The sequence below is a fragment of the uncultured Arthrobacter sp. genome, assembly GCF_964021775.1.
In the GTDB taxonomy this organism is placed as follows: Bacteria; Actinomycetota; Actinomycetes; order Actinomycetales; family Micrococcaceae; genus Arthrobacter.
Map to the genome: position 1 here is coordinate 92,900 of NZ_CAXHZI010000001.1, position 21,272 is coordinate 114,171.

At 68.3% G+C, this 21,272-nt stretch carries 18 protein-coding genes; 7 read left to right on the top strand and 11 right to left on the bottom strand.

The annotated features are described in order from the left end of the window. Window positions 1-77: 77 nt before the first annotated feature. The gene (locus ABIN76_RS00410) at window positions 78-1,262 is read right to left on the bottom strand and encodes a metallophosphoesterase family protein (RefSeq protein ID WP_346957748.1); all 1,185 of its coding nucleotides are present in this window, start codon (window positions 1,260-1,262) and stop codon (window positions 78-80) included. Between the two features lie 482 nt (window positions 1,263-1,744). Between ABIN76_RS00410 and ABIN76_RS00415 the strand changes: the two genes are divergently transcribed. Further along, window positions 1,745-2,530 (top strand): peptidoglycan-binding protein, encoded by a 786-nt coding sequence (locus ABIN76_RS00415; RefSeq protein ID WP_346957749.1) that lies wholly within the window; start codon window positions 1,745-1,747, stop codon window positions 2,528-2,530. A gap of 7 nt (window positions 2,531-2,537) precedes the next feature. Then, complete coding sequence (locus tag ABIN76_RS00420) at window positions 2,538-4,916, top strand: hypothetical protein (RefSeq protein WP_346957750.1); 2,379 nt, start codon at window positions 2,538-2,540, stop codon at window positions 4,914-4,916. Window positions 4,917-5,150: 234 nt separating this feature from the next. Here ABIN76_RS00420 and ABIN76_RS00425 read toward each other — a convergent pair whose 3' ends face one another. The 3 genes from ABIN76_RS00425 to pta all read right to left on the bottom strand — a co-directional run bounded on the left by ABIN76_RS00425 (window position 5,151) and on the right by pta (window position 9,147). Beyond that, entirely contained in the window at window positions 5,151-5,714 is a 564-nt protein-coding gene (locus ABIN76_RS00425; RefSeq protein WP_346957751.1) for a GNAT family protein, read from the bottom strand. Window positions 5,715-5,839: 125 nt separating this feature from the next. Further along, window positions 5,840-7,009 carry an acetate kinase gene (locus ABIN76_RS00430; protein WP_346957752.1) on the bottom strand — a complete coding sequence of 390 codons (1,170 nt, stop codon included), beginning with the start codon at window positions 7,007-7,009 and terminating at the stop codon, window positions 5,840-5,842. 8 nt (window positions 7,010-7,017) lie between these two features. Then, window positions 7,018-9,147: a phosphate acetyltransferase gene (gene pta, locus ABIN76_RS00435; protein ID WP_346957753.1), complete on the bottom strand. Its 2,130-nt coding sequence runs from the start codon at window positions 9,145-9,147 to the stop codon at window positions 7,018-7,020. 91 nt (window positions 9,148-9,238) lie between these two features. On the opposite strand from pta, the gene ABIN76_RS00440 reads away from it, so the two are divergent. From ABIN76_RS00440 to ABIN76_RS00450, 3 genes are all read left to right on the top strand, one after another. Next, window positions 9,239-9,760: a hotdog fold thioesterase gene (locus tag ABIN76_RS00440; protein WP_346957754.1), complete on the top strand. Its 522-nt coding sequence runs from the start codon at window positions 9,239-9,241 to the stop codon at window positions 9,758-9,760. Window positions 9,761-9,774: 14 nt separating this feature from the next. Beyond that, complete coding sequence (gene paaK / locus ABIN76_RS00445) at window positions 9,775-11,112, top strand: phenylacetate--CoA ligase PaaK (protein ID WP_346957755.1); 1,338 nt, start codon at window positions 9,775-9,777, stop codon at window positions 11,110-11,112. A 99-nt stretch (window positions 11,113-11,211) separates the two neighbouring features. Continuing rightward, window positions 11,212-11,823 (top strand): TetR/AcrR family transcriptional regulator, encoded by a 612-nt coding sequence (locus ABIN76_RS00450; protein ID WP_346957756.1) that lies wholly within the window; start codon window positions 11,212-11,214, stop codon window positions 11,821-11,823. A gap of 133 nt (window positions 11,824-11,956) precedes the next feature. Here the strand turns inward: ABIN76_RS00450 and ABIN76_RS00455 are convergent, their stop codons facing one another. The 3 genes from ABIN76_RS00455 to paaZ all read right to left on the bottom strand — a co-directional run bounded on the left by ABIN76_RS00455 (window position 11,957) and on the right by paaZ (window position 15,298). After that, window positions 11,957-12,337: a hypothetical protein gene (locus ABIN76_RS00455; RefSeq protein WP_346957757.1), complete on the bottom strand. Its 381-nt coding sequence runs from the start codon at window positions 12,335-12,337 to the stop codon at window positions 11,957-11,959. Window positions 12,338-12,506: 169 nt separating this feature from the next. Then, window positions 12,507-12,914 (bottom strand): VOC family protein, encoded by a 408-nt coding sequence (locus ABIN76_RS00460; protein WP_346957758.1) that lies wholly within the window; start codon window positions 12,912-12,914, stop codon window positions 12,507-12,509. A gap of 272 nt (window positions 12,915-13,186) precedes the next feature. Next, complete coding sequence (gene paaZ, locus ABIN76_RS00465; RefSeq protein WP_346957759.1) at window positions 13,187-15,298, bottom strand: phenylacetic acid degradation bifunctional protein PaaZ; 2,112 nt, start codon at window positions 15,296-15,298, stop codon at window positions 13,187-13,189. Window positions 15,299-15,459: 161 nt separating this feature from the next. On the opposite strand from paaZ, the gene ABIN76_RS00470 reads away from it, so the two are divergent. After that, a complete protein-coding gene (locus ABIN76_RS00470; RefSeq protein WP_346957760.1) occupies window positions 15,460-15,888 on the top strand; it encodes a hotdog fold thioesterase in 429 nt (142 codons plus the stop codon). A 113-nt stretch (window positions 15,889-16,001) separates the two neighbouring features. After that, complete coding sequence (locus ABIN76_RS00475) at window positions 16,002-16,727, top strand: DUF4397 domain-containing protein (protein WP_346957761.1); 726 nt, start codon at window positions 16,002-16,004, stop codon at window positions 16,725-16,727. Window positions 16,728-16,807: 80 nt separating this feature from the next. Here ABIN76_RS00475 and ABIN76_RS00480 read toward each other — a convergent pair whose 3' ends face one another. Genes ABIN76_RS00480 through ABIN76_RS00495 form a run of 4 tightly spaced genes read right to left on the bottom strand, consistent with a single transcriptional unit; the run spans window position 16,808 to window position 21,270 of the window. Then, window positions 16,808-17,866: a LacI family DNA-binding transcriptional regulator gene (locus ABIN76_RS00480; protein WP_346957762.1), complete on the bottom strand. Its 1,059-nt coding sequence runs from the start codon at window positions 17,864-17,866 to the stop codon at window positions 16,808-16,810. A gap of 43 nt (window positions 17,867-17,909) precedes the next feature. Beyond that, entirely contained in the window at window positions 17,910-19,361 is a 1,452-nt protein-coding gene (locus ABIN76_RS00485) for a family 1 glycosylhydrolase (RefSeq protein WP_346957763.1), read from the bottom strand. Beyond that, on the bottom strand, window positions 19,358-20,284 hold the full coding sequence (locus ABIN76_RS00490; RefSeq protein WP_346957764.1) for a carbohydrate ABC transporter permease: 927 nt from the start codon (window positions 20,282-20,284) through the stop codon (window positions 19,358-19,360). Before ABIN76_RS00490 ends, ABIN76_RS00485 begins: the two co-directional genes overlap by 4 nt. Further along, window positions 20,281-21,270, bottom strand: coding sequence for a sugar ABC transporter permease (locus ABIN76_RS00495; protein ID WP_346957765.1), 990 nt, complete (start codon window positions 21,268-21,270; stop codon window positions 20,281-20,283). Before ABIN76_RS00495 ends, ABIN76_RS00490 begins: the two co-directional genes overlap by 4 nt. Window positions 21,271-21,272: the final 2 nt, after the last annotated feature.

Here is a 21,272-nt window from a genome sequence, read left to right on the forward strand (position 1 = left end):
GTTACGGAGCAACCGGCGGTCCTGGCGGCGCAGACTGCCGCGCCGGACCCGTTAGCTTTGCGCCTTTGCGTTGCGCCTTAACGTTGGGCCGGGTCCAGCGGGAGCGGAACGATCGGCTGGTCATTTGCCGTCAGATCGATGCCAAAGTCCTTGGCGAAGACCAGCCGGGTGTCCTTATAGATTCCCGGGTGGTTCTCGTCGAGCTCAAAAACACGTGCGCCGCGCAGCCTGTTCCGATCCGCGCCGGCCAGCCCGTAGGCTCCGAAGCCGGTCCCGGGCCCGTAGCCGAGCTGAACACCGTAGTAGTTGCCGACGTAGGTGTTGACATGGTCGTGGCCCACAAAGTAGCCGCGCACATCTCCGCGCTCGAGGAACGCGCTGAACAGCCCGGAGTTGAAGGGCCCCGGGCATTCGGCCTCGTTGCGCTCGCCGACGATGCCGTGTTTGGCCACGGCCCGTGCGTGGTCCGCGTCCGTCCGCGAGTCGATGCTGGCGAACCACATATTGCGGTGCTCGTGCAGGGCGATATGGCCCCACATGAGGGAGGGAATCTTCTTCCCATACTTCCGCTCCGTAGCAAGGGACTGGTTCCGGTACCAGGTGACCTGATCCATGCGTACCCAGTCCCAGTCCGGATAGCCCGCGAAGTCCTGGCCGTTGATGGCGTCCGGGGCGTACCGGCCCGTGTCGATGAGCCACAGGCCGAAAGCCGCATCCCGTGACCGGGAGGACTGGACCAGCAGTTGAGAGTTGGAGGTTCCGGTCAGGCCGGGCACCGAGTCCGCGTTCAGGTTGTACTGGTAGGTCTGCAGGAACCGGAGCATCTTTGCTTCGGTCATGCCCGTCCTGTTCGCCGAATCCTCGTCATGGTTGCCGAACGTCACCGCCCACGGAATCTTCCGGCTCTCCATCGGCCGGACCACCTGGTTGAGTGCCTGCTTGACGTCCAGGGCCGTGTCGCATCCCCCATTGATCACATCGCCGTTGATGACCACGAAATCAGGCTTTTCGGCATCGAGGGTGCGGTCCATCAGTTCGATCGTGCGGCGGTCGGTCTGCTCATCGTCCTGCGTGTCGTTGAACTGGACCACTTTGAACGTGCCGTCCGGGCGGAATACCAGGGTGGGCTTGGGGGCCTTGGCCCCCGGGGCCGCTTGGCTCCCCGCCGCTGCGGACATCGCGACGCCCAGCGCCCCGATCGTCCCGGCGGCAGCCAGGGCCGCCCGCCTGCTCAGTTTATGTTCGCTGATGTTCGAAATCATCGTTCCCTCTCGTCGCTGGACGGCAACTCAAACGTGCCGCTCCTGCGGCGAGACTAGGAGAGCCAGGCATCCGACCCCGGAACACCCGGTGAACGCGAAGTGCAGGGCCGCAGCCATGACCGGTCGGCGGCGCTCCAGCCCAGTTGTTCGCCACCGCAACCCGGGTTGGCCCCGGGCCGCCGCAGGTTTCCCGGAACCTGCCGCGGCCGGAAGCCGAGCAGACGGGAACAATGGGGCGGGAGCGTCGGGACCCCGGTCCGGCCCTGGGCCTGGTGCCGCACTCAGTTTTTCGTCCGCGAGGCTGGCTTCGGCGGCGCGCCGGCGCTCGAAGGTGGCACATATCCACCTGCGATCCCGCGGACTCCCGGTCCGCCGCATACCCAAATTTGATCATCATGCTTACTATTGACCTGCACTAGGCACATCGGTGGAGAGACTGCTCATTGGGGGCAGCAGCAGCCGTGCCGGAACTGGAGTCAATCGTGAGTACTGAACCCGCTATGAACGCCCTGTCCGACGAGGAACTGATGTCCGAGGCTGCCACCGCGCTGCCGGACAAGGAAGTGGCCTCGGTCCTGGACTTAAATGCCGACCTGAACCTGGGCATCGAAGCCGCCGCGCCGATCGACCTTGCCGTCGCGGCCAACGCCAATGTCGCCGCACCCATCGACGCCGCCGCATCGGCGAACATCCTCTCCGCCGGCTCGGAGTCGCAGGCCCTCTCCGACCAGGGCGTCATCATCAACCAGGGCATCGTCGCCGACGCCAACGCCACCTCCGTCCAGGACAGCGGCATCGACCAGGCCTCCGGTTCCGACGCGCCCGCCACCACCGGCGATGCCGGGACGGCCGACGGCGCCGCCTCCCCCACCGTCGACGCCGGCGGCACCCTCGACGGCGGCACGTTGGACGGCGGCACCCTCGACGGCGCCGTGGACGGGACGCTGGACGGCGCCACGGATGTCCTGCCGGACGGTACTGCTTCCGACCTTGGCGCGCTGCCGACCGACGCTGCCGGCGCCCTCAACGGCAACCTACTCAACGTCGACGTCAACCTCGATGCCAACGCCGGCATCACCGCGCCGATCAACGGCGCGGTGGCCGCCAATGCCAACGTTGCGGCCCCGATCGACGCCGCGGTCGCGGCCAACATCGGTTCAATCGACAGCGATTCCTACGCGGTCTCGCAGCAGGACGCGATCATCAACCAGAACATCGAGGGCGAGGCTGCGGCCTCGGCCGATCAGCAGTCGAACATCCAGCAGTAGCCGCTCAGTGACTACTTTGCACGGCGGGCCGTCCGCGCAGGACGGCCCGCCGGTCTCTGCTGCCGCCGTCACCCTGCCGCCCCCGGCCCGGGCCGACGGCGTCCAACTACTCGGCGAGACGAAGGGCTCCGGCTACAAGCAGGCGCCGTCCCTGGTTCGGCGCGCCGACGGACAGACACTGCAGTTGACGCGGCTGCTCTACCTGGTGCTGGAAGCCGTGGACGGCCGCCGCAGTTTGGAGGAGATTGCACAGCACGCCGGCAGCGCCTACGGGAAGCAGGTCAGTGCCGGGAACGTCCAGACCCTGATCGAGTCCCAGCTGCTGCCCTTGGGCCTGCTGCGGTTGGCCGACGGCTCCCAGCCGGCGGTCAAGAAATCCAACCCGCTCCTGGGCATGCGGTTCCGGTACTCCGTCACGGATCCGGAACGCACCCGGAAGCTCACCGCACCGTTCGCAACGCTGTTCAACCCGCTGATCGTCGTCGCCGTGACTGCCGCCTTCCTCGCCACCTGCTGGTGGGTGCTGATGGTCAAGGGACTTGCCTCGGCCACGCACGAGGCCTTCGCAAATCCCGGGCTGGTGCTGCTGATCCTGCTGGTCACCGTACTCTCGGCCGGCTTCCACGAATTCGGTCACGCTGCGGCCGCCCGACGCGGGGGCGCCACGCCGGGCGCCATGGGCACCGGCCTGTACCTGATGTGGCCCGCCTTCTACACCGACGTCACCGACTCCTACCGGCTGGGCCGCGCCGGACGCCTCCGCACCGATGTGGGCGGCCTGTACTTCAACGCCATCGTGGCCGTGGCCATCATGGGCGTCTGGTGGGCCACCGGCTTCGATGCGCTCCTGCTGGTGGTGGTCACCCAGATCCTGCAAATGGTCCGGCAGTTGATGCCCATGGTCCGCTTTGACGGCTACCACATCCTCGCCGACGCCACTGGGGTCCCGGACCTGTTCCAGCGGATCAAACCGACCCTGTTGGCCCTGGTCCCCTGGCGCAAGACCGATCCCGAGGCCCAACTGCTCAAGCCCTGGGCCCGCGCCGTCGTCACCGTCTGGGTGCTGGTCACTGTTCCCCTGCTGGTGTTCAGCCTGGTCACCATGGTCATTGCCCTGCCGAGGATCCTCGGCACGGCCTGGGACAACGGCTGGAAGCAGCAGGCCATGCTCACCCACAGCGCAGCCAACGGCGACTTCGCCGACGCGGCCGTGCGTGTGCTGGCGATCATCTGCATCGGACTGCCCATCCTGGGCATCTTCTACATCCTGCTGCGCATGGGGCGTCAACTGATCAGCAGCCTCTGGCAAAAGACGCAGGGCAAGGCGCTGCAGCGCGGCGTGGCGATGGCCGCCGTCGTCGCTGTCGCCGCGGGCCTCGCGTGGGCCTGGTGGCCCGGCGCCGAAAGCTACCGCCCGGTTCAGCCCTATGAACGGGGCACCCTGGGCGACATCACCACAGCTGTTTTCCCCGCCGCCTCGGCCAACCGGATGAAGGAAGGCCAGGCCGGACGGACAGTGGCGCTCTGGCCCCAGGGCGCCCCTAAACCGACCCGCGAGGACCCCCAGTTGAGCATGGTCCTGGTGCCCCGCGAGGGGTCTGTCCCGACCGGCGGATCCGGCACCACGGCGGAGGCCCCCTCCTGGGTGTTCCCCTTCGACAAACCGGCGGCTCCCGCGGAAGGCGGCAACCAGTCACTGGCAGTCAACACCACGGATAGCTCTGTGGTCTATGACGTCGCCTTCGCGCTGGTCTGGGCCGAGGACGGGGAGGACGTGCGCAACCGGAACGAGGCCTACGCCTTCGCCAGTTGCAAGGACTGCGCCGCTGTCGCCGTGGGATTCCAGGTTGTGCTGATCGTGGGGCAGGCGGATGTGATCGTTCCGGAGAACCTCTCCGCGGCGGCCAACAACAACTGCCTCCGCTGCCTCACCTACGCCCTGGCCAGCCAGCTGGTCCTCACCCTGGACGGGCCGCTAAGCCCGGAGGGCACGTCCCGGCTCAACGCGTTGTGGCAGCAGATCGCCGAGTACGGGCGCAACCTGCAGAACGTCCCGCTCGCTGAGATCCAGGGCACGTTGAGTGGATTCAAGGAACAGATCATGGAGATCGTCCGAACGGATCCCAGCGCGGCGCCGGCCGGGGCTGCCACGCCGACACCGCCGGCAACGGCTTCCCCGTCGGCCACGCCGTCGTCCTCCCCATCGCCGTCGACCGGCGTCACGGAACCGCCCCCGCCGGGCGAAACCGTGCCGCCCGCGCCGGACTCCACGCTGGCGCCCGATCCCAGCCAGCCTGCCGGCGGCGACACTGCGGGTGGCGCCGTCGAACCGGCCCCGGTCACGACGTCGGCTGCCCCCACGGACACAGCCCCGCCCGCACCGTAGGGGGGGTGGGAGCCGAACTGGAGGCGGGGCCGTAAACCGGGAGCGGGGGCGTTCCCGGCACGGCAGGCTACGCCGAAGCGCTACGCACAGGTTCGTTTGCCGAAGATGGCCGCTATGGAACTCTCCAAGCGGCCATCTTTGGCAAGTCACCAACCTCGTGTCCTCTCCGTCAACGTCCACCACGGTCCAGACAACCCGACTGGCCGCCGGTGCAGAACTCCGGGCTGGACAAGCTCAGCCGGACGTCTGCCGGGCCCTCCACTCGTCGGCGAGGATCGCGTAAACCACCTCGGTGGCCCACTGGCCCTTGTAATGCCACTTGTCCACCTGGGTCGATTCCAGCCGCATGCCGAGCCGCTCGCACAGGGCGGCGGAGGCGGTATTGAGGGCGTCCAGCTTGGCGTCGATCCGGTGGAAGCCGAGGTCCTCGAAGCCCAGCTTCAGCAGCGCCGCGGCGGCCTCGGCCGCGTACCCCTTCCCGCGGGCCGCCGGGGCGAGGCTCCAGCCGATCTCGGCCTGGCCGCAGCCGGGCAGCCACTTGAGCACTACCTCCCCCAGCAGCCCGGGCGCGTCCGCTGCTTCGATGGCCAGGCAGATCCAGTCGCCCTCCTTCTCGAAGACGAAGTTGGCGTACTTGCCCACGGACTCCATGGACTTGGTGTAGCTCTTCGCCTCCCCGGGCAGGAACCGGGCCGTCTCGGGCAGCGAATGGTAGGCGTAGAACGCGTCGAGGTCCCCGGCCTCGAAACGGCGCAGCACCAGCCGCCGGGTGCGCAGGGGCAGGTTCAGTTCGGTCATCTCCCCAGCCTAGGACCCGTAACCCCGTCGGCTGCTCCCCGCCGGCCCCCTCCCCTCGCAAGCTCGGTCAGGGAACCCTGCCGGCGTGGGCCCGGCAGTGCCGTTATGCGCGGCCAAAAGGGCGGTTACGGAGCAACCGATGAGTGGGCGACGACGGCGGCCGTCGCCTCCGCGATCGCGCGTTCCTCGTCGGTCGGCACCACCAGCACCGGCAGCGCCGAACCCGGCGTCGAAATCACCCGAGGTTCCTTCGACCGCTCGCGGTTCAGTCCGGCGTCGAGCTCCACGCCCAGCGCCCCCAGCCGTTCCGTGACAAGGCCGCGGAACTGGTGCGAGTTCTCGCCGATTCCGGCCGTGAAGACCAGCGCCTTCGCGCCGCCGACGGCCACGTGGTAGCCGCCGATGTACTTCGCCAGCCGGTAGGAAGCCACGGCAAGCGCCATCGCGGACCTCGCGTCGCCGGCCTCCGCCGCCTCGACGACCGAGCGCATGTCGTTGTTCCCGGCGAGGCCCTTCAGCCCGGACTGGCGGTTGAGCATCGAATCAATGTCCTCGGCGGACCAGCCGGCCCGGCCCAGGAAGACCAGGATGGAGGGGTCCAGGTCGCCGGAACGGGTGCCCATCACCAGGCCCTCCAGCGGGGTGAAGCCCATCGAGGTGTCAATGGATTTGCCGCCGCGGATGGCGGTGACCGAGGCGCCGTTGCCGAGGTGGGCGATCACGGCGTCGAACTCCTCCACCGGCAGGTCCAGCAGCGCCGCGGCCCGGTGCGCCACGTACTCGTGCGAGGTGCCGTGGAAGCCGTAGCGCCGGATGCCGTGGTTGGTGTAGAGCTCGTCCGGCACGGCGTAGCGCCACGCGTGCTCGGGCAGGGTGCGGTGGAAGGCGGTATCAAAGACGGCCACCTGCGGCAGGTCCGGCCATTTCTTCGCGATCGCCCGGATGCCGAGCACATTGGCCGGGTTGTGCAGCGGCGCCAGCGGGTTCAGCCGCTCAATGGCGCGGGTGATCTCATTGTTGACCAGCACGGGTTCGGAAAAGCGTTCGCCGCCGTGCACCACGCGGTGGCCCACGGCGTCCAGCGGCCGGTCGCCCAGCGCCTCGTGGATCGCCGCGTCCACCTGTTCCAGCGCCTCGGCGTGGTCGCGGGGGCCCTCGATCTCGCCGTCGCCGTCGCCGCCGTTACCCATCCCGATCTTCTCGACCAGCCCCTCCGCGAGGACACTGCCCGCTTCGACGTCGCGGACCTGGTACTTGAGCGAGGACGAGCCTGAGTTGATGACGAGCACGAGCATGGGGCCTCCTAAGCCTTGGCGTCAACGGGCAGTGCGGTGGGCTGCCCTGCGGGCGGTTCGGCGGCCGGCTGCACCGACTGGGCCTGGATCGCCGTGATGGCGACCGTGTTCAGGATGTCGTCCACGGTGCAGCCGCGGGACAGATCGTTGACCGGCTTGCGGAGCCCCTGCAGCACGGGCCCGACGGCGACCGCACCGGAGGACTGCTGGACCGCCTTGTAGGTGTTGTTGCCGGTGTTCAGGTCCGGGAAGATGAAGACCGTCGCCTGCCCGGCCACGGACGAGCCGGGCATCTTGGACTCGCCGATGGCGGCGTCGACGGCGGCGTCGTACTGGATGGGGCCCTCCACCGCGAGGTCCGGGCGCCGCTGGCGCACCAGCTCGGTGGCCTGGCGGACCGCGTCAACCGCTTCGCCGGACCCGGAGCCGCCGGTGGAGTAGGAGAGCATCGCCACCCGAGGCTCGACGCCGAACTGGGCCGCGGTTTCCGCCGAGGCCAGCGCGATGTCCGCGAGCTGTTCCACGTTGGGTTCGGGGTTGACGGCGCAGTCGCCGTAGACCAGGACCCGGTCCGGCATCAGCATGAGGAACACCGAGGAGACGATCTTGACGCCCTCGCGGGTCTTGACGAACTCCAGCGCCGGCCGGATGGTGTGCGCCGTGGTGTGCGCGGCCCCGGAGACCATGCCGTCCACCACACCGAGCTGGACCATCATGGTGCCGAAGTAGCTTTCGTCCTGCATCACCTCGAGCGCTTTCGCCAGGTCCACGCCCTTGTGCGCGCGCAGTTCCGCGTACTTCTGCGCGAAGCCCTGCCGCAGCTCCGAGGTGGCCGGGTCCACGATGTTGATCCCGGTCAGGTCGATTCCCTGCGTGGCGGCGAGCTCGCGGACCACGGACTCGCGGCCCAGCACGGTGAGCTCGCAGACGTCGCGGCGGTGCAGGATCTCCGCGGCCCGCAGGATCCGGACGTCCGTGCCCTCCGGCAGGACGATGTGGCGGCGCTGCGAACGGGCCCGTTCGATCAGGTCGTGCAGGAACCGCAGCGGCGTCATCCGCTCCGGCCGCGGCAGGTGCAGGCGTTCCAGCAGTTCCGCCTCGTCCACCCGTTTGGCCCACAGGCCCAGCGCGGACGCGACCTTGCGGCGGTGGCCGGACCAGATTTCGCTGCGCACCTCGGAGACGCGTTTGGCGGTCACGTAGGTGTCGTCCGGGGCGGCGAAGATCGGGAACGGGGCCTGCGCCAGCAGCGAGTAGATGGTGGGGTCCGGGGCCAGCCCGCCGGTCAGGATGAGCGCCGACGGCACCGGGAACTCCGGCGAGAACGAGGACGCGAGGCAGGCCACCAGTACGTCCGCCCGGTCGCCGGGGACGATCACCAGCGCGCCGTCGTCGAGCACGTGCAGGAAGTTGGCCACGTTCATGGCCGCCACCTTGACCGAGTGCACGTCGCGCTCCAGGTCCGGCAGGCCGGCCACCTGGCCGATGCCCAGCGCGGACGCGACCTCGCCGGTGGTGGGCCGCGCGATGTCCTCCAGTTCGGGGAAGACGTACACGGGGCGGCCGGAGGCACCCGGGCGGACCGCCGCGGCGATCGCCTCCACGTCCTCGGGATCGGCACGGTTGACCATGATCGCGAGCAGGGCGCACCGCTCGGCGAGGAGCTCCTTGCGGGCCACCTCGACGGCGTCCGCGGTTTCGGCCACGGTGCGGCCCCTTGCCCCGACGACGGCGACCATCGGCGCCGCGAGGTTGTTGGCGAGCCGGGCATTGAGGTCGAACTCGACGGCGGCGTCCTGGCCGGTCAGGTCTGTGCCCTCAATAATCACCACGTCGCAGTGCCGGGACATTTCCGCGAAGATCTCCACGCAGCGGGAGTCGATCTCCTCGCGTTTTCCTTCCGCGAGGAGGCCGCGGACCTCGGCGAAGGTCAGGCCGGCCCGGCAGCGGTCGTCGTCGAGGTCGAACCGGGATTTCATCAGCGCGACCATCGGGTCGGCGTCGGCGCGGCCGTGCACGACGGGTTTGAAGAAGCCGATGCGGTCCGCGTGCCGGTGGAGCGTGTCCGCCAGGCCCAGGGCGATGAGCGACTTTCCGGATCCCGGGGTCGTCGCGCTGACATATATTCCTTTGGCCATGTGTCCCAGCATACTTACACCCCTTGACAGCGGGCACCCGGATGGGATTACCTAATGAACATTCGGTAAATAAAGCTGGAGGCAACGACGCATGGCTGAACTGACGATTTCCGGTGACACCCACCCCGTCCTGAAAGACGACTACGCCTCCGAATGGATGGGCATTAAGGTCCTGGCGCTCGACGACGGCCACGCCACCATCCGGATGCCGCTCCGGCAGGAAATGCTCAACGGTTTCGGCATGGCCCACGGCGGAATGATCTTCGCCTTCGGCGACACCGCGTTCGCCCTCGCCTGCAATCCGGTGAAGCCGGGCCCGGCCGACGCGGGGTCCATCACGGTGGCCTCCGGCGTCGACATCAACTTCATCAAACCGGCCTTCCGCGGGCAGATCCTCACCGCCGTCGCCAACCACCGCGCCAGCACCGGCCGCAGCGGCCTCTACGACGTCCAGATCTACGCCGCCGACCCCGACGCGACCCCCGGCCCGGCAGAGTCTCCAGCCAGCTCCACCCCGACCACCACACTCCCGGGCGGACTCCCCACCGACATCGCTCCGGGCGAACTCATCGCCGAGTTCCGCGGCCGCAGCCGCACCATCTCCAAGAAATAGAAATAGGGACCCAGATGACCACCCCCACCGCCGAATCTGCCCTCGCCCCCAGCGACGCCGTCCTGGACCGCGAAGAAACCATCTCCCGCGACGAGCTGGAGGCCTTGCAGCTCAGCCGCCTGCAGCACACCTTGGCGTACGCCTACGACCGCGTCCCCCTGTACAAGCGCAAGTTCGACGAGGCGGGCGTGCACCCGACGGACCTCCGCGAGCTCTCGGACCTGGGGAAGTTCCCCTTCACCACCAAGGAGGACCTCCGGCTGGAGTACCCCTTCGGCATGTTCGCCGTGCCGCAGCACGAGGTGGCCCGGATCCACGCCAGCTCCGGCACCACCGGCCGCGCCACCGTGGTCGGTTACACCAAGAAGGACCTCGCCGACTGGGCCAAGCTCGTGGCCCGTTCGCTGCGTGCCTCCGGCGTCCGCCCCGGCATGAAGGTCCACAACGCTTACGGCTACGGCCTGTTCACCGGCGGCATGGGCGCCCACGCCGGGGCCGAAGCCCTGGGCTGCACCGTCATACCGATCTCCGGCGGCCAGACTGAACGCCAGATTACGCTGATCCAGGACTTCAAGCCCGACGCCATCCTGGCCACGCCGACGTACCTGCTGACCATCGCGGACGCGATGATGAAGCAGGGTATCGACCCGGCCTCCACCTCGCTCAAGTACGCCGTGCTCGGCGCCGAGCCGTGGACCGAGGAAATGCGCCACGAGCTCGAAGTGATGATGAACATCAAGGCCTGCGACATCTACGGCCTCTCCGAGGTCATGGGCCCGGGCGTCGCCGGCGAGGCCGTGGAGACCCAGGACGGCAGCCACATCTGGGAGGACCACTTCCGCCCCGAGATCATCGACGCCTTCGACCCGTCCGTGGTCTTGGGCGACGGCGAACCCGGCGAGCTGGTCTTCACCTCGCTCACCAAGGAAGCCCTGCCGATCATCCGTTACCGCACCAAGGACCTCACCCGGCTGCTGCCCGGCACCGCCCGCCCGGCGCACCGCCGGATGGGCCGCATCACCGGCCGCAGCGACGACATGATCATCCTGCGCGGCGTGAACCTGTTCCCCTCCCAGATCGAGGAAATCGCACTGCGCATCCCGGAGCTCAGCCCGCACTTCCAGCTGGAACTCACCCGCCCGGAAGGCCAGCGGATGGACCAGCTGACGGTCAAGATCGAGCGCCGCGAGGCCGTCACGATCGAGGGCAGCGCGGCGGCGGCGAAGGTGCTGCAGCAGCAGATCAAGATCCACGTCGGCTCCTCCTGCACGGTCGACGTCGTCGATCCCGGTTCGCTGGAGCGCTCCAACGGCAAGCTGCGCCGGATCTACGACCTGCGCCCGAAGGCCTGACCTCCTCGGGTTTGTTCAGCCACCGGGCCCGCCCGGCAGCCACGACCTCCCAGGCCACGGCTGCCGGGCCGACCGACCGTTCATGAGAAACTAGCGAGTATGCCCAGCACAGGAACCAGCACCAAGCGCGGCCGCCCCGGCTATGACCAGCAGTCGGTGCTGCTGATCGCCGTCGACGTCTTCAACCGCCACGGCTACGACGCCACCTCGATGGGCATCCTTGCCGAGAACCTGGGCATCTCGAAGTCCGCGATCTACCACCACGTGCCGTCCAAGGGCGATCTCCTCAAACTCGCCCTCGACCATGCCTTGGGCGGCCTCGAGGCCATCCTGGACCGGCCCGAGGCGAGGACCGGGACCGCCGAGGCCCGGCTGGAGTTCGTGGTCCGCGAGACCATCTCTGTCTTGGTGGAACGGCTGCCGTTCGTCACCCTGCTGCTGCGGTTGCGCGGCAACACCGAAATTGAGCGTGACGCGCTGGAGCGCCGGCGCACCTTCGACCACAAGGTGGCGGCCCTGATTTCCGAGGCCCGCGACGAAGGCTCGCTGCGCCAGGACATTGATCCCCGCACTGTGACCCGGCTGCTGTTCGGCACCATCAACTCGATCGTCGAGTGGTACAAGCCGGGCGGTTCACTCTCCCCTGCGAAGCTGGCCGACGACGTCATCACCATGGCCTTCCACGGCCTCCACGTCCCCGCCAAGGCCTGACGCCGCCTACCGCGGGATCGCGCTGCGGTTAACGCTGACGGGCCGGAACTCCGCTTACGGGCCGACGGTCCGGGGGACTTTGACGGTTGCTGCGCCTTCTCCACCGCCACCCGTCGGCGTGTCCGTGTCAATGTCACCCCGGAAGGCCGTGAAACCCGTTCACGGCCACGAGCCAGCCCAGGTACAGCACCACGGCGGACAGCGGGAGCACGGCCAGCCCGAGCAGGATCGAGTAGTCCTTAGCGCGGAGCAACGCGGCCAGGTTGACCGCCAGCGTGCCGGTCACCACGAGGCCCTGGAAAACACTGTTCGCGGCCAGCACCCGGGGCGACTCGAACATGCCGCCGGCACCCACCAATAAGGTCACGAGGTACCAGGACGGCAGGACCCACACCGGGAAGGCGACCATGGCGAGGTCCAGGACCAGAGCCACGGTGCCCATGCGGGTGCGCGGCAGCCAGGCGACGCGACGGTTCCTGGTTTCGGATGCCGGCCGGGAAGACGAATCAGCCATGTCTGCGCGCCTCGCCTCCGCTAACCGGGAATCCGGTTTCAAGCTACACCCGGGGTGCAGCACGGGGACAGGCCCCCGCGGCCCTAGCGCGGACATGGAACAGCGCCCCGGAAGGCCGGGACGCTGTTCTGCAATTCCGTTCCGCGGCCGGAAGGCCGGGCGCCGCCGCTCAGAGCTGGTAGTCGGCTGCCGTGGTGATGTTCTCGTGCACGCAGAGAACGTTGTGCTCCGAGTCCATGAACCAGGCGCACTTCTCCGAATCCGTCGTACAGATGTGGTTCTCGGTCTTGAGATCGGGGAGATCGTAGTCCTGGAACGTGACGCCCTTGGCTTCCATCTCTTTGACGGTGCGTTCGATCTCGCTGACTTCGAAACTCAGGGTGGTGTGCTCTGAATGCTTTCCATCCTTGACGGGCATCAGCTGCAGCATGGGGCCGCCTTCTGAGCCGAATAGTTCGCTTCCGTCCTCTGCCACGCCACGGTGCGGGAGCCCCAGGGTGTCCGCATAGAAATGCCGGGCACGTGCTGCGTCATCGACTGGCAGGACTGTTGTGGCTTTACTCAGTACTAGGGACATTTCGCCACCTCCTACGAGCACGATTTTACGCCGCAGCCGGGCTGAAAGAACCCGGCAATTCCGCACCTAGCACCCGACGCTCCCTCACGTCCGGCAGCCCCACGGCCGACGCTCCCTCACATCCGGCAGCCCCACGGCCGACGCTCCCTCATCACCTGAGGGAGCGTCAGGCAGGAAGTGACCGGACCTGAGGGAGCGTCAGGCAGGAAGTGACCGGACCTGAGGGAGCGTCCGCAACGGAACCGCATTATGTGAGGGAGCGTCGGAAGGGGCTATTTCTCCACGAGGGTGAGCACGTCGTAGGTGGCCACAATTTCATCGTGCTGGTTGGTCAGGACCGCGTCCCAGGCCACCTCGCCGTATTCGTCGGTCTCGCGCGGGGTGATCTTCTTGGCCGTCAGGGTGACCCGGATGGAGTCGCCGGCCGCGACCGGGGTGATGAAGCGCAAGTTTTCCAGACCGTAGTTGGCCAGGACCGGGCCCGGCGCAGGCTCCACGAACAGCCCGGCACCCCAAGCCAAAAGCAGGTAGCCGTGCGCCACGATGCCGGGGAAGAACGGGTTCGCTTCCGCCGCTTCCTGGTTGGTGTGGGCGTAGAACGTGTCGCCGGTGGAGTTCGCGAACTTGGTGATCTCCTCCAGCGAGACCTCGCGCAGTTCCGAGCGGATGGCGTCGCCGATGTGCAGCGTGCTCAGGTGCTTCCGGAACGGGTGCTGGCCCTCGGTCTCGAGCGTGAAGTTGCGGTCCGCGCCGGTGTGCCAGACGCCCGTGACGGCCGTCAGCATGTTGGGCGAGCCCTGGATGGCGGTGCGCTGCATGTGGTGCATGACCGAGCGGATGCCGCCCAGTTCCTCGCCGCCGCCGGCGCGGCCGGGGCCGCCGTGGACCAGGTGCGGGACCGGGGAGCCGTGGCCGGTGGAGCTGCGGGCGTCCTCGCGGTTGAGCATCAGGACGCGGCCGTGGTGGGCTGCGATGCCGGTGACGAGTTCGCGGGCCACGGCCGGGTCGTTGGTGCAGACCGAGGCGACCAGCGAGCCGCCGCCGCGGGCGGCGAGGCGGACGGCGTCGGCGAGGTCGGTGTAGCCGATCACCGAGGAGACCGGGCCGAAGGCTTCGAGTGAGTGGACCTCTTCGGCTTCCGGGTCGGCCCAGCTCAGCAGCACCGGGGACATGAACGCGCCGTCCTCGACGACGCCGACGCTCCCGTCCGCGCTGGTGACCTTGGGCGAGTCGAGGGTGCCGTAGGCGAGCTCGCCGCCGGCGTCGAGCATCGACTGGACGGCGGCGCGCACGTCGGCGAGCTGCTCACGGGAGGCGAGGGCGCCCATCGTGACGCCCTCGGCGCGCGGGTCGCCGAGCACGACGCGTTCGGTGATCCGCTCCCCCACGGCGGCGACGACGTCGGACACCAGTTCCTGCGGCACGATCGCGCGGCGGATGGAGGTGCATTTCTGGCCGGCCTTGGCGGTCATCTCGGTGACCAGGGACTTGATGAACGCGTCGAATTCCGGCGTGCCCTTCACGGCGTCCGGGCCCAGGATGGCGGCGTTGAGCGAGTCGGTTTCGGAGGTGAAGCGCACCCCGCCCTTGACCACGTTGGGGTGGGACTTGAGCGTGTTGGCGGTGGACGCGGAGCCGGTGAAGGCCACGAGGTCACGGTAGTCCAGGTGGTCCAGCAGGGTGCGGACCGAGCCGGAGACGAGCTGCAGCGAGCCCTGGGGCAGGATGCCGGATTCGTCGATCGCCTTCACCACCGCCGCGGCAACGTAGCCGGTGGGGGTGGCGGGTTTGACGATGGTGGGGACGCCGGCGATGAAGGCCGGGGCGAGCTTCTCGAGCATGCCCCAGACCGGGAAGTTGAAGGCGTTGATCTGCACGGCGACGCCCGGGATCCGGGTGTAGATGTGCTCGCCGGCGAAGGACCCGTCCTTCGAGAGCACCTCCATGGGGCCGTCCACCACCACTTGGGCGTTGGGCAGCTCGCGCCGGCCCTTGGAGCCGAAGGTGAACAGCACGCCGATGCCGCCGTCGATGTCGATCATCGAATCGATCTTGGTGGCGCCCGTCTGCGCGGACAGCGCGTAGAACTCCTCGCGGCGGCCGTTGAGGTACTGGGCCAGTTCCTTGAGCTTGAGGGCACGCTGGTGGAAGGTCAGCTTGCCCAGTTCGGCCTGCCCGGTGGTGCGGCCGTAGTCGACGACGGCGGCGAGGTCCAGGCCCTCGGTGCTCACCCTGGCCAGGAGTTCACCGGTGCTTGCGTCCAGCACGGGGGCGGCGCCGGTTGCGGAGGCGGCGTCGGGGGTCCACCACGAGTTCCGGATGAAGCTGGGGACGATCTCGACGGTGCCTACTGAGGGTTCCGGAGCTGTTGCAGTGGTGGTCATCGTTGACGGGTCCTTCCAACGCGGGGCAAGATCAACACGGCCAGCGCATTACTGACCGTCCGTTCGGTAATATGTCTACAGTACATGAATGAGCCCTGCGGCACACTAGTAGCGGCAGGACCGGACGGCCCGTGACAGGCCAGAGCACCAGAGGAGACGCTATGACGCCCGAGCCCCGCGACCTTCAAAGCGGTACCGAGCTGTGGAAGATCACCCTCGGCGAACTGGACGAGAAGATGGGGGTCAAAATCGTCGAGGAGTCGGTGGAACGCGTCGTGGCGACCATGCCGGTGGAAGGAAACCGCCAGTCCTTCGGCCTGCTGCACGGCGGCGCCTCGCTGGCCGTGGGCGAGGCCGTGGGTTCCTGGGCTTCGGTGATCCACGCCAGCACACTGGGCAAGACCGCGGTGGGTGTGGACGTTTCAGCCACGCACCACAAGTCCGCCCGAGAGGGGCTGGTCACGATTACGGCCACCCCGATCCACCTCGGCAGCACGGTGACGACCCACGAGGTGCTGATCACCAACGAGGCCGGCGACCGGCTCTGCACGTTGCGGATCACCAACCTGCTGCTGGACCGCAAGGGCTGAGCCGGGCGGGGCAAAAAGGTCCAACCGGCTGCATCCAAAGCAGGTGCCCGGCCGGTAGTAACGGTGTAAGCAAATCACCGCCCGGATCCGGGCAACTCAATGAGGAGTTTGAAATGCGTAAAACCGTTTATGCCGCCGGTGCCGTGTCGATGGCGGCCGCCCTCGCGTTTGCCGCCCCGGCCCAGGCCGGCGGGAAGCACGACGGCGGCAGGCACCACGGCGACGACGCCGTCCTGTCCGTTTTGCACGGCGTCCCCGGCCTGACCGTGGACGTATGGGTGAATGGCAAGCTCACCTTGGACGACTTCAAGCCCGGCAAGCTTGCGGGCCCGCTGAAGCTCGAGAGCGGCAATTACAAGATTGCTGTCACGGCCGCCAACGCCAAGAGCGCTGACGACGCGGTGATCGGCCCGGTCGAGGTGAAGCTCAGGGAGGGCCGGAACTACACCGCCGTGGCCCACCTGGATGAGGACGGGGATCCCACCGCCACCCTGTTCAAGAACGACACCTCGCCCAGCCCCCGGGGCCAGGGCAAGCTGACAGTCAGGCACGTGGCGGCGGCGCCCGCCGTGGACGTTCTTGCGGGGAAGACCGCCGTCATCGAGGACCTGACGAACCCGGACCAGGAAGTGCTGACGCTGAAGGCCGGGAAGGTGTCCGCCTCGGTCGCGGCCGCCGGGACCACCAAGCCGCTGATCGGCCCGGCGGACATTCGGGTCACCGCGGGCAAGAACACGATTGTGTACGCCTGGGGCAGCCTCAAGAAGGGCACCCTCGGCGTCGCGGTCCAGGTGGTCGACTCGGCCGGATGGCACGGCCACGGCCGGCACGGCCGCTAAGCCGCCGTCGACCGGTCCGGTAGGGCCGGCCCGATAAGGCCGGTCCTCTGGAACGCCCCTGCCGGCAGCCGCCGGTCCGCCTACCCCGGCTGCGGCAGGGTGCTGTCCCTGATAACGAGGCGGGCCGGGAAAATCAGCGGGTCCCGGCTGGTCCCAGGGTCTTCGATGTCCGCGAGCAGGAGGCGGCCCGCCTGGGCCGCCATTTCTACCGTGGGCTGGTTGACCGTGGTCAAGGGCAGCTCGCCCGGCGCCGCGAGATGGTCGTCGAAGCCGACGACGGCGACGTCCCCGGGCACCGTGCGCCCGGCCGCCAGCAGGGCCGTAATGGCACCGCGCGCCATGAGGTCGGACGCGGCGAAAATGCCGTCGACGCTGCTGTCCTCGGCCAGGAGCCGTTCGGCCGCTTCGGTGCCCCCGGCAGGGGTGAAATCTCCGTGTGCGACCGGCCCCGGCGGCAGCCCGGCTTCCCTGAGGCCGGCCTGCCATCCCTCGAGCCGGTCCGCGGCTGCGGTCATGTCGAGCGGGCCGGTGATGGTTGCCAGCCGGGTGCGTCCGGCGGCCGCCAGGTGCAGCGCCGCCAGGCGGCCGCCTTCGAAACTGTCCACATCCACGTAGTGGATCCCCAGCCCGGTATCCCATGGCCGTCCGATGAAGACGGTGGGCAGCCCCGCGGCGGCAAGCTCTTCGGTCCAGCCGTCTGCCTTGTGGTGTGAGACGACAATGGCGCCGTCCACGTGGCCACCCCGCAGGTACCGGAGCGTCCGGGAGGGATCGCCGCCGGCCCGGGACATCAGCAGGACCAGCTGCATTTCCGTCTCCCGCAGCGCCTCCGTCACCCCCGTGATGACGGCGGCGAAGAACGGGTCCATCATGACCCGGGCATCGGGTTCGTTGATCACCAGGGCGATCGACGAGGTCCGGCGCGTGACGAGGCTGCGTGCGGCCCGGTTGGGCGTGTACCCCAGGGATATCACCGCGGCATTAACCGCAGCCTGGGCTTCCGGGCTGACACGGGAGCCTCCGTTGATAGCCCGCGAGGCGGTGGAGCGTGACACTCCCGCCGCCGTCGCGAGGTCTTCCAGCGTGGGGGTCGGTCTCGCCGGTCCGGACCGGAGACCCGCGTGCTTCTGTTCGCTCATCACTTTGAGAATACGACATGCCCGGCCTGCCCAGGGACGGGCCCTACCCCGCCGGCAGGGCGTTCGCCGCCGCCACTGCCGAGTACCAGAGGCCGCTGGCCTTGGGGATCCGCTGCTGGGTTTCGTAGTCCACCCGGACCAGGCCGAAGCGCTGGTGGTAGCCGTACGCCCACTCGAAGTTGTCCAGCAGCGACCAGGCGAGGTAGCCGCGGACGTCCGCGCCGGCGTCGATCGCGGCGTGCACGGCGCGCAGGTGCGCGTCGAAGAAGGCCAGCCGGTCCTGGTCGTCGACGAAGCCGTTGGCGTCGGGAGCGTCCGGGTAGGCCGCGCCGTTTTCGGTCATGTAGAGCGGGATGCCGGCCGGGCCGGTGTACTCCTGCTGGAGCCGGGTCAGCAACCGGTACAGGCCCTCGGGCTGCACCTCCCAGCCCATCCCGGTCACCGGAAGACCGCGCGGGACGGAGTGCACACCCTCGGCCGAGACAAACGGCGTTGCCTCACGTCTGTCGGCCGACGCCGGGGCGGCCTGCGCCGTCGTCGTCACGGGGTCCGGCCGGTCCCCTTCCTCGGCTGCCGCCCCCTGGGTCAGCGCCTCGCCCTGGTAGTAGTTGACCCCGAGCAAATCCAGGGGCGCCGCGATGACGGCCAGGTCACCGTCCTGCACCACCGTGTCGAACCCGAGACCGGCGACGTCGTCCAGCACGTCCGCGGGGTACTCGCCGTGGAAGAGCGGGTCGAGGAAGATCCGGTTGTGCAGGCCGTCGATCCGGCGGGCTGCATCCCTGTCGCCGGCGGAGCCGGGGTCGGCAGGGTCGGCGACAGTGAGGTTCAGGGTGATGCCGAGGCTGGCCTCCGGGTCGCGCCGGCGCAGTTCCGCGGCCGCGAGCCCGTGCCCGAGCAGGAGGTGGTGTGCAGCCGCGAGGGCGGCCGCCGGTTCCTGCCGGCCCGGGGCGTGGACACCAGCGGCGTAGCCGAGAAACGCCGAACACCACGGCTCATTGAGCGTGGTCCAGATGCGGACCCGGTCGCCCAGGGCGTCGTGCATGAGCACGGCGTAGGCGGCGAAGAGCTCGGCGGTTTCGCGGTTTGCCCAGCCCCCTTCGTCCTCCAGCGCCTGCGGCAGGTCCCAGTGGTAGAGCGTCAGCCAGGGAGTGATGCCTGCGGCGAGGAGGGCGTCAACGAGCCGGGAGTAGAACGCGATCCCCTCGGGGTTCGGCGTCCTGCCATCGGGCATGCAGCGGGCCCACGACGTCGAGAAGCGGTACGCCTTGAGGTTCAGCGATTTCATCAGCTCGACGTCCTGGCCCGAGCGGTGGTAGTGGTCGCACGCCACGTCGCCGTTGTGGGCGTCCGCGACGGCACCGGGGACCCGGGCGAAGGTGTCCCAGATCGAGTCCTTCCGTCCGCCCTCATGGGCAGCCCCTTCGATCTGGTAAGCCGCGGTGGCCGCGCCCCACAGAAAACCGTCGGGGAATGTAATTGGGGTGGTGCTCATCCTTTGACTGCTCCTTGCATGATTCCTGAAACGAGTTGGCGACCTGCCGCAATGAAGAGCAGCAAAAGCGGGATGGTGGCGAGCACAGCCCCGGCCAACACCACTGAGTAATCCACGAAGTGCGCAGCCTGCAGCAACTGCAGCGCCACCGGCAGGGTCGGGTTGGACGGGTCCAGCACAATGAAGGGCCAGAAAAAGTTGGTCCAGGTGGCGACGAAGGTGAAGAGAGCCAGCATCGCCGCGGCCGGCCGGGCCGCGGGGAACCCGACGTACCAGAACGCCTGGATCATGGACGCTCCGTCCATCCGGACGGCTTCGATGAGCTCGTCCGGAAGGGCATCGCGCAGGTACTGGGTCATCCAGAACACGCCGAAGGCGGTGACGACCCCGGGGATGATGACGGCCCAGAGGGATCCGGTCCAGCCCAGCTTCGCCATCACGATGAACAGCGGAACCACGCCCAGCTGGGTGGGTACCGCCATTGTGGCGATCACAAAAACCAGAAGCCCCTTGCTGCCGCGGAAGCGCAGTTTGGCGAAGGCGAAGCCCGCGAGAGTGGAGAAGGCCACCACCGAGGCGGCCGTGACGGTGGAAACCAGGACGCTGTTGCCCATGGCTTTCCAGAAGGGGATGCTGTCAAAGACCTTTGCCGCGTTGGCCAGGAAGTTTCCGCCCGGCAGGACCGGGACACCCCGGCTGAGCACCGTGCTGTCATGGCTGCCCACCAGGAAGGACCAGTACAGCGGGAACAGCGACGCCAGCAGGACCGCGCCGAGGAAGCCATAGGTCAGGACCCCGGGCCGGCGTCCGCCGCCTGCGCCGCGCCGATTGCGCGGCCCGCCGGCTGGGCGGTTCGGCCGGCTGGCCGCAGCCCTCGCGGCGCCTTTGCCGGCGGTCTGCCGGATCATGGGAATGGAGCTCATTTGCGGCCTCCCTGGCCGGCGATACGCCGTGTGAGTAGAAAGTTCAGCAGCGCAATGAGCACAATCATCAGGAACAGCAGCCACGCCACCGCCGATGCCCTGCCGAAGTTGCGCTGGCCCCAGCCGAGCTCCCAGATGTACATGGTGAGCGTCTGCCACTGCCGGTCGGCGCCGCCGAGCCCGGACTGGTCGAACACGCGCGGCTCGTCGAAGATCTGCAGGCCGCCGATCGTGGAGGTGATGGCCACGAAGATGACCGTGGGCCGGAGCATCGGGACCGTCACCGACAGGAACTGCCTGACCCGGCCGGCGCCGTCGATGGTGGCGGCTTCGAAGACCTCGCGCGGGATGGCCTGCATCGCTGCAAGGAAGATCAGTGCGTTGTAGCCGATCCAGCGAAAGTTCACCATGGTGGCGATCGCGAGGTGGCTGGCCAGCTGGTCGGAATGCCAGCGGACCGGGTCAAGGCCGACGAGGTCCAACGTTTCGTTGACGAGACCAAACTGGTCCGCAAACAAATTGTTGAAGATGAGTCCAACTGCCACCGGAGCGACGACGAAGGGCACCAAAACACCCATCCGCCAGAACGTCTTGGCGCGCAGGTTCGCGTCCAGCACGGCTGCGATCAACAGCGCCAGCACCACCTGCGGCACGGAGGAGAGCAGGAAGATGCTCAGCGTGTTGCCCACGGCGTTCCAGAAATACGGCTGTCCAAGGACAAAGCCGAAGTTCTCGAGTCCGATGAACTTGCCCTGGCCGCCGATCAGGTTCCAGTTGTGCAGGGAAACCCAGCCGGTATAGAGCAGCGGGAACAAGCCCGTGAGGGCAAACAGCAGGAAGAACGGCGAGATGTACAGGTAGGGCGACACCTTGACGTCCCACCGTGACAGCCGCTGCGAAAACGCGAGCCGCCGGACGTTCTTGCTGCTGGACTCTTCGTCGTCAACCACTTGGCCGTGAGGCCTGACCCGGTCCGTTACTGACATGA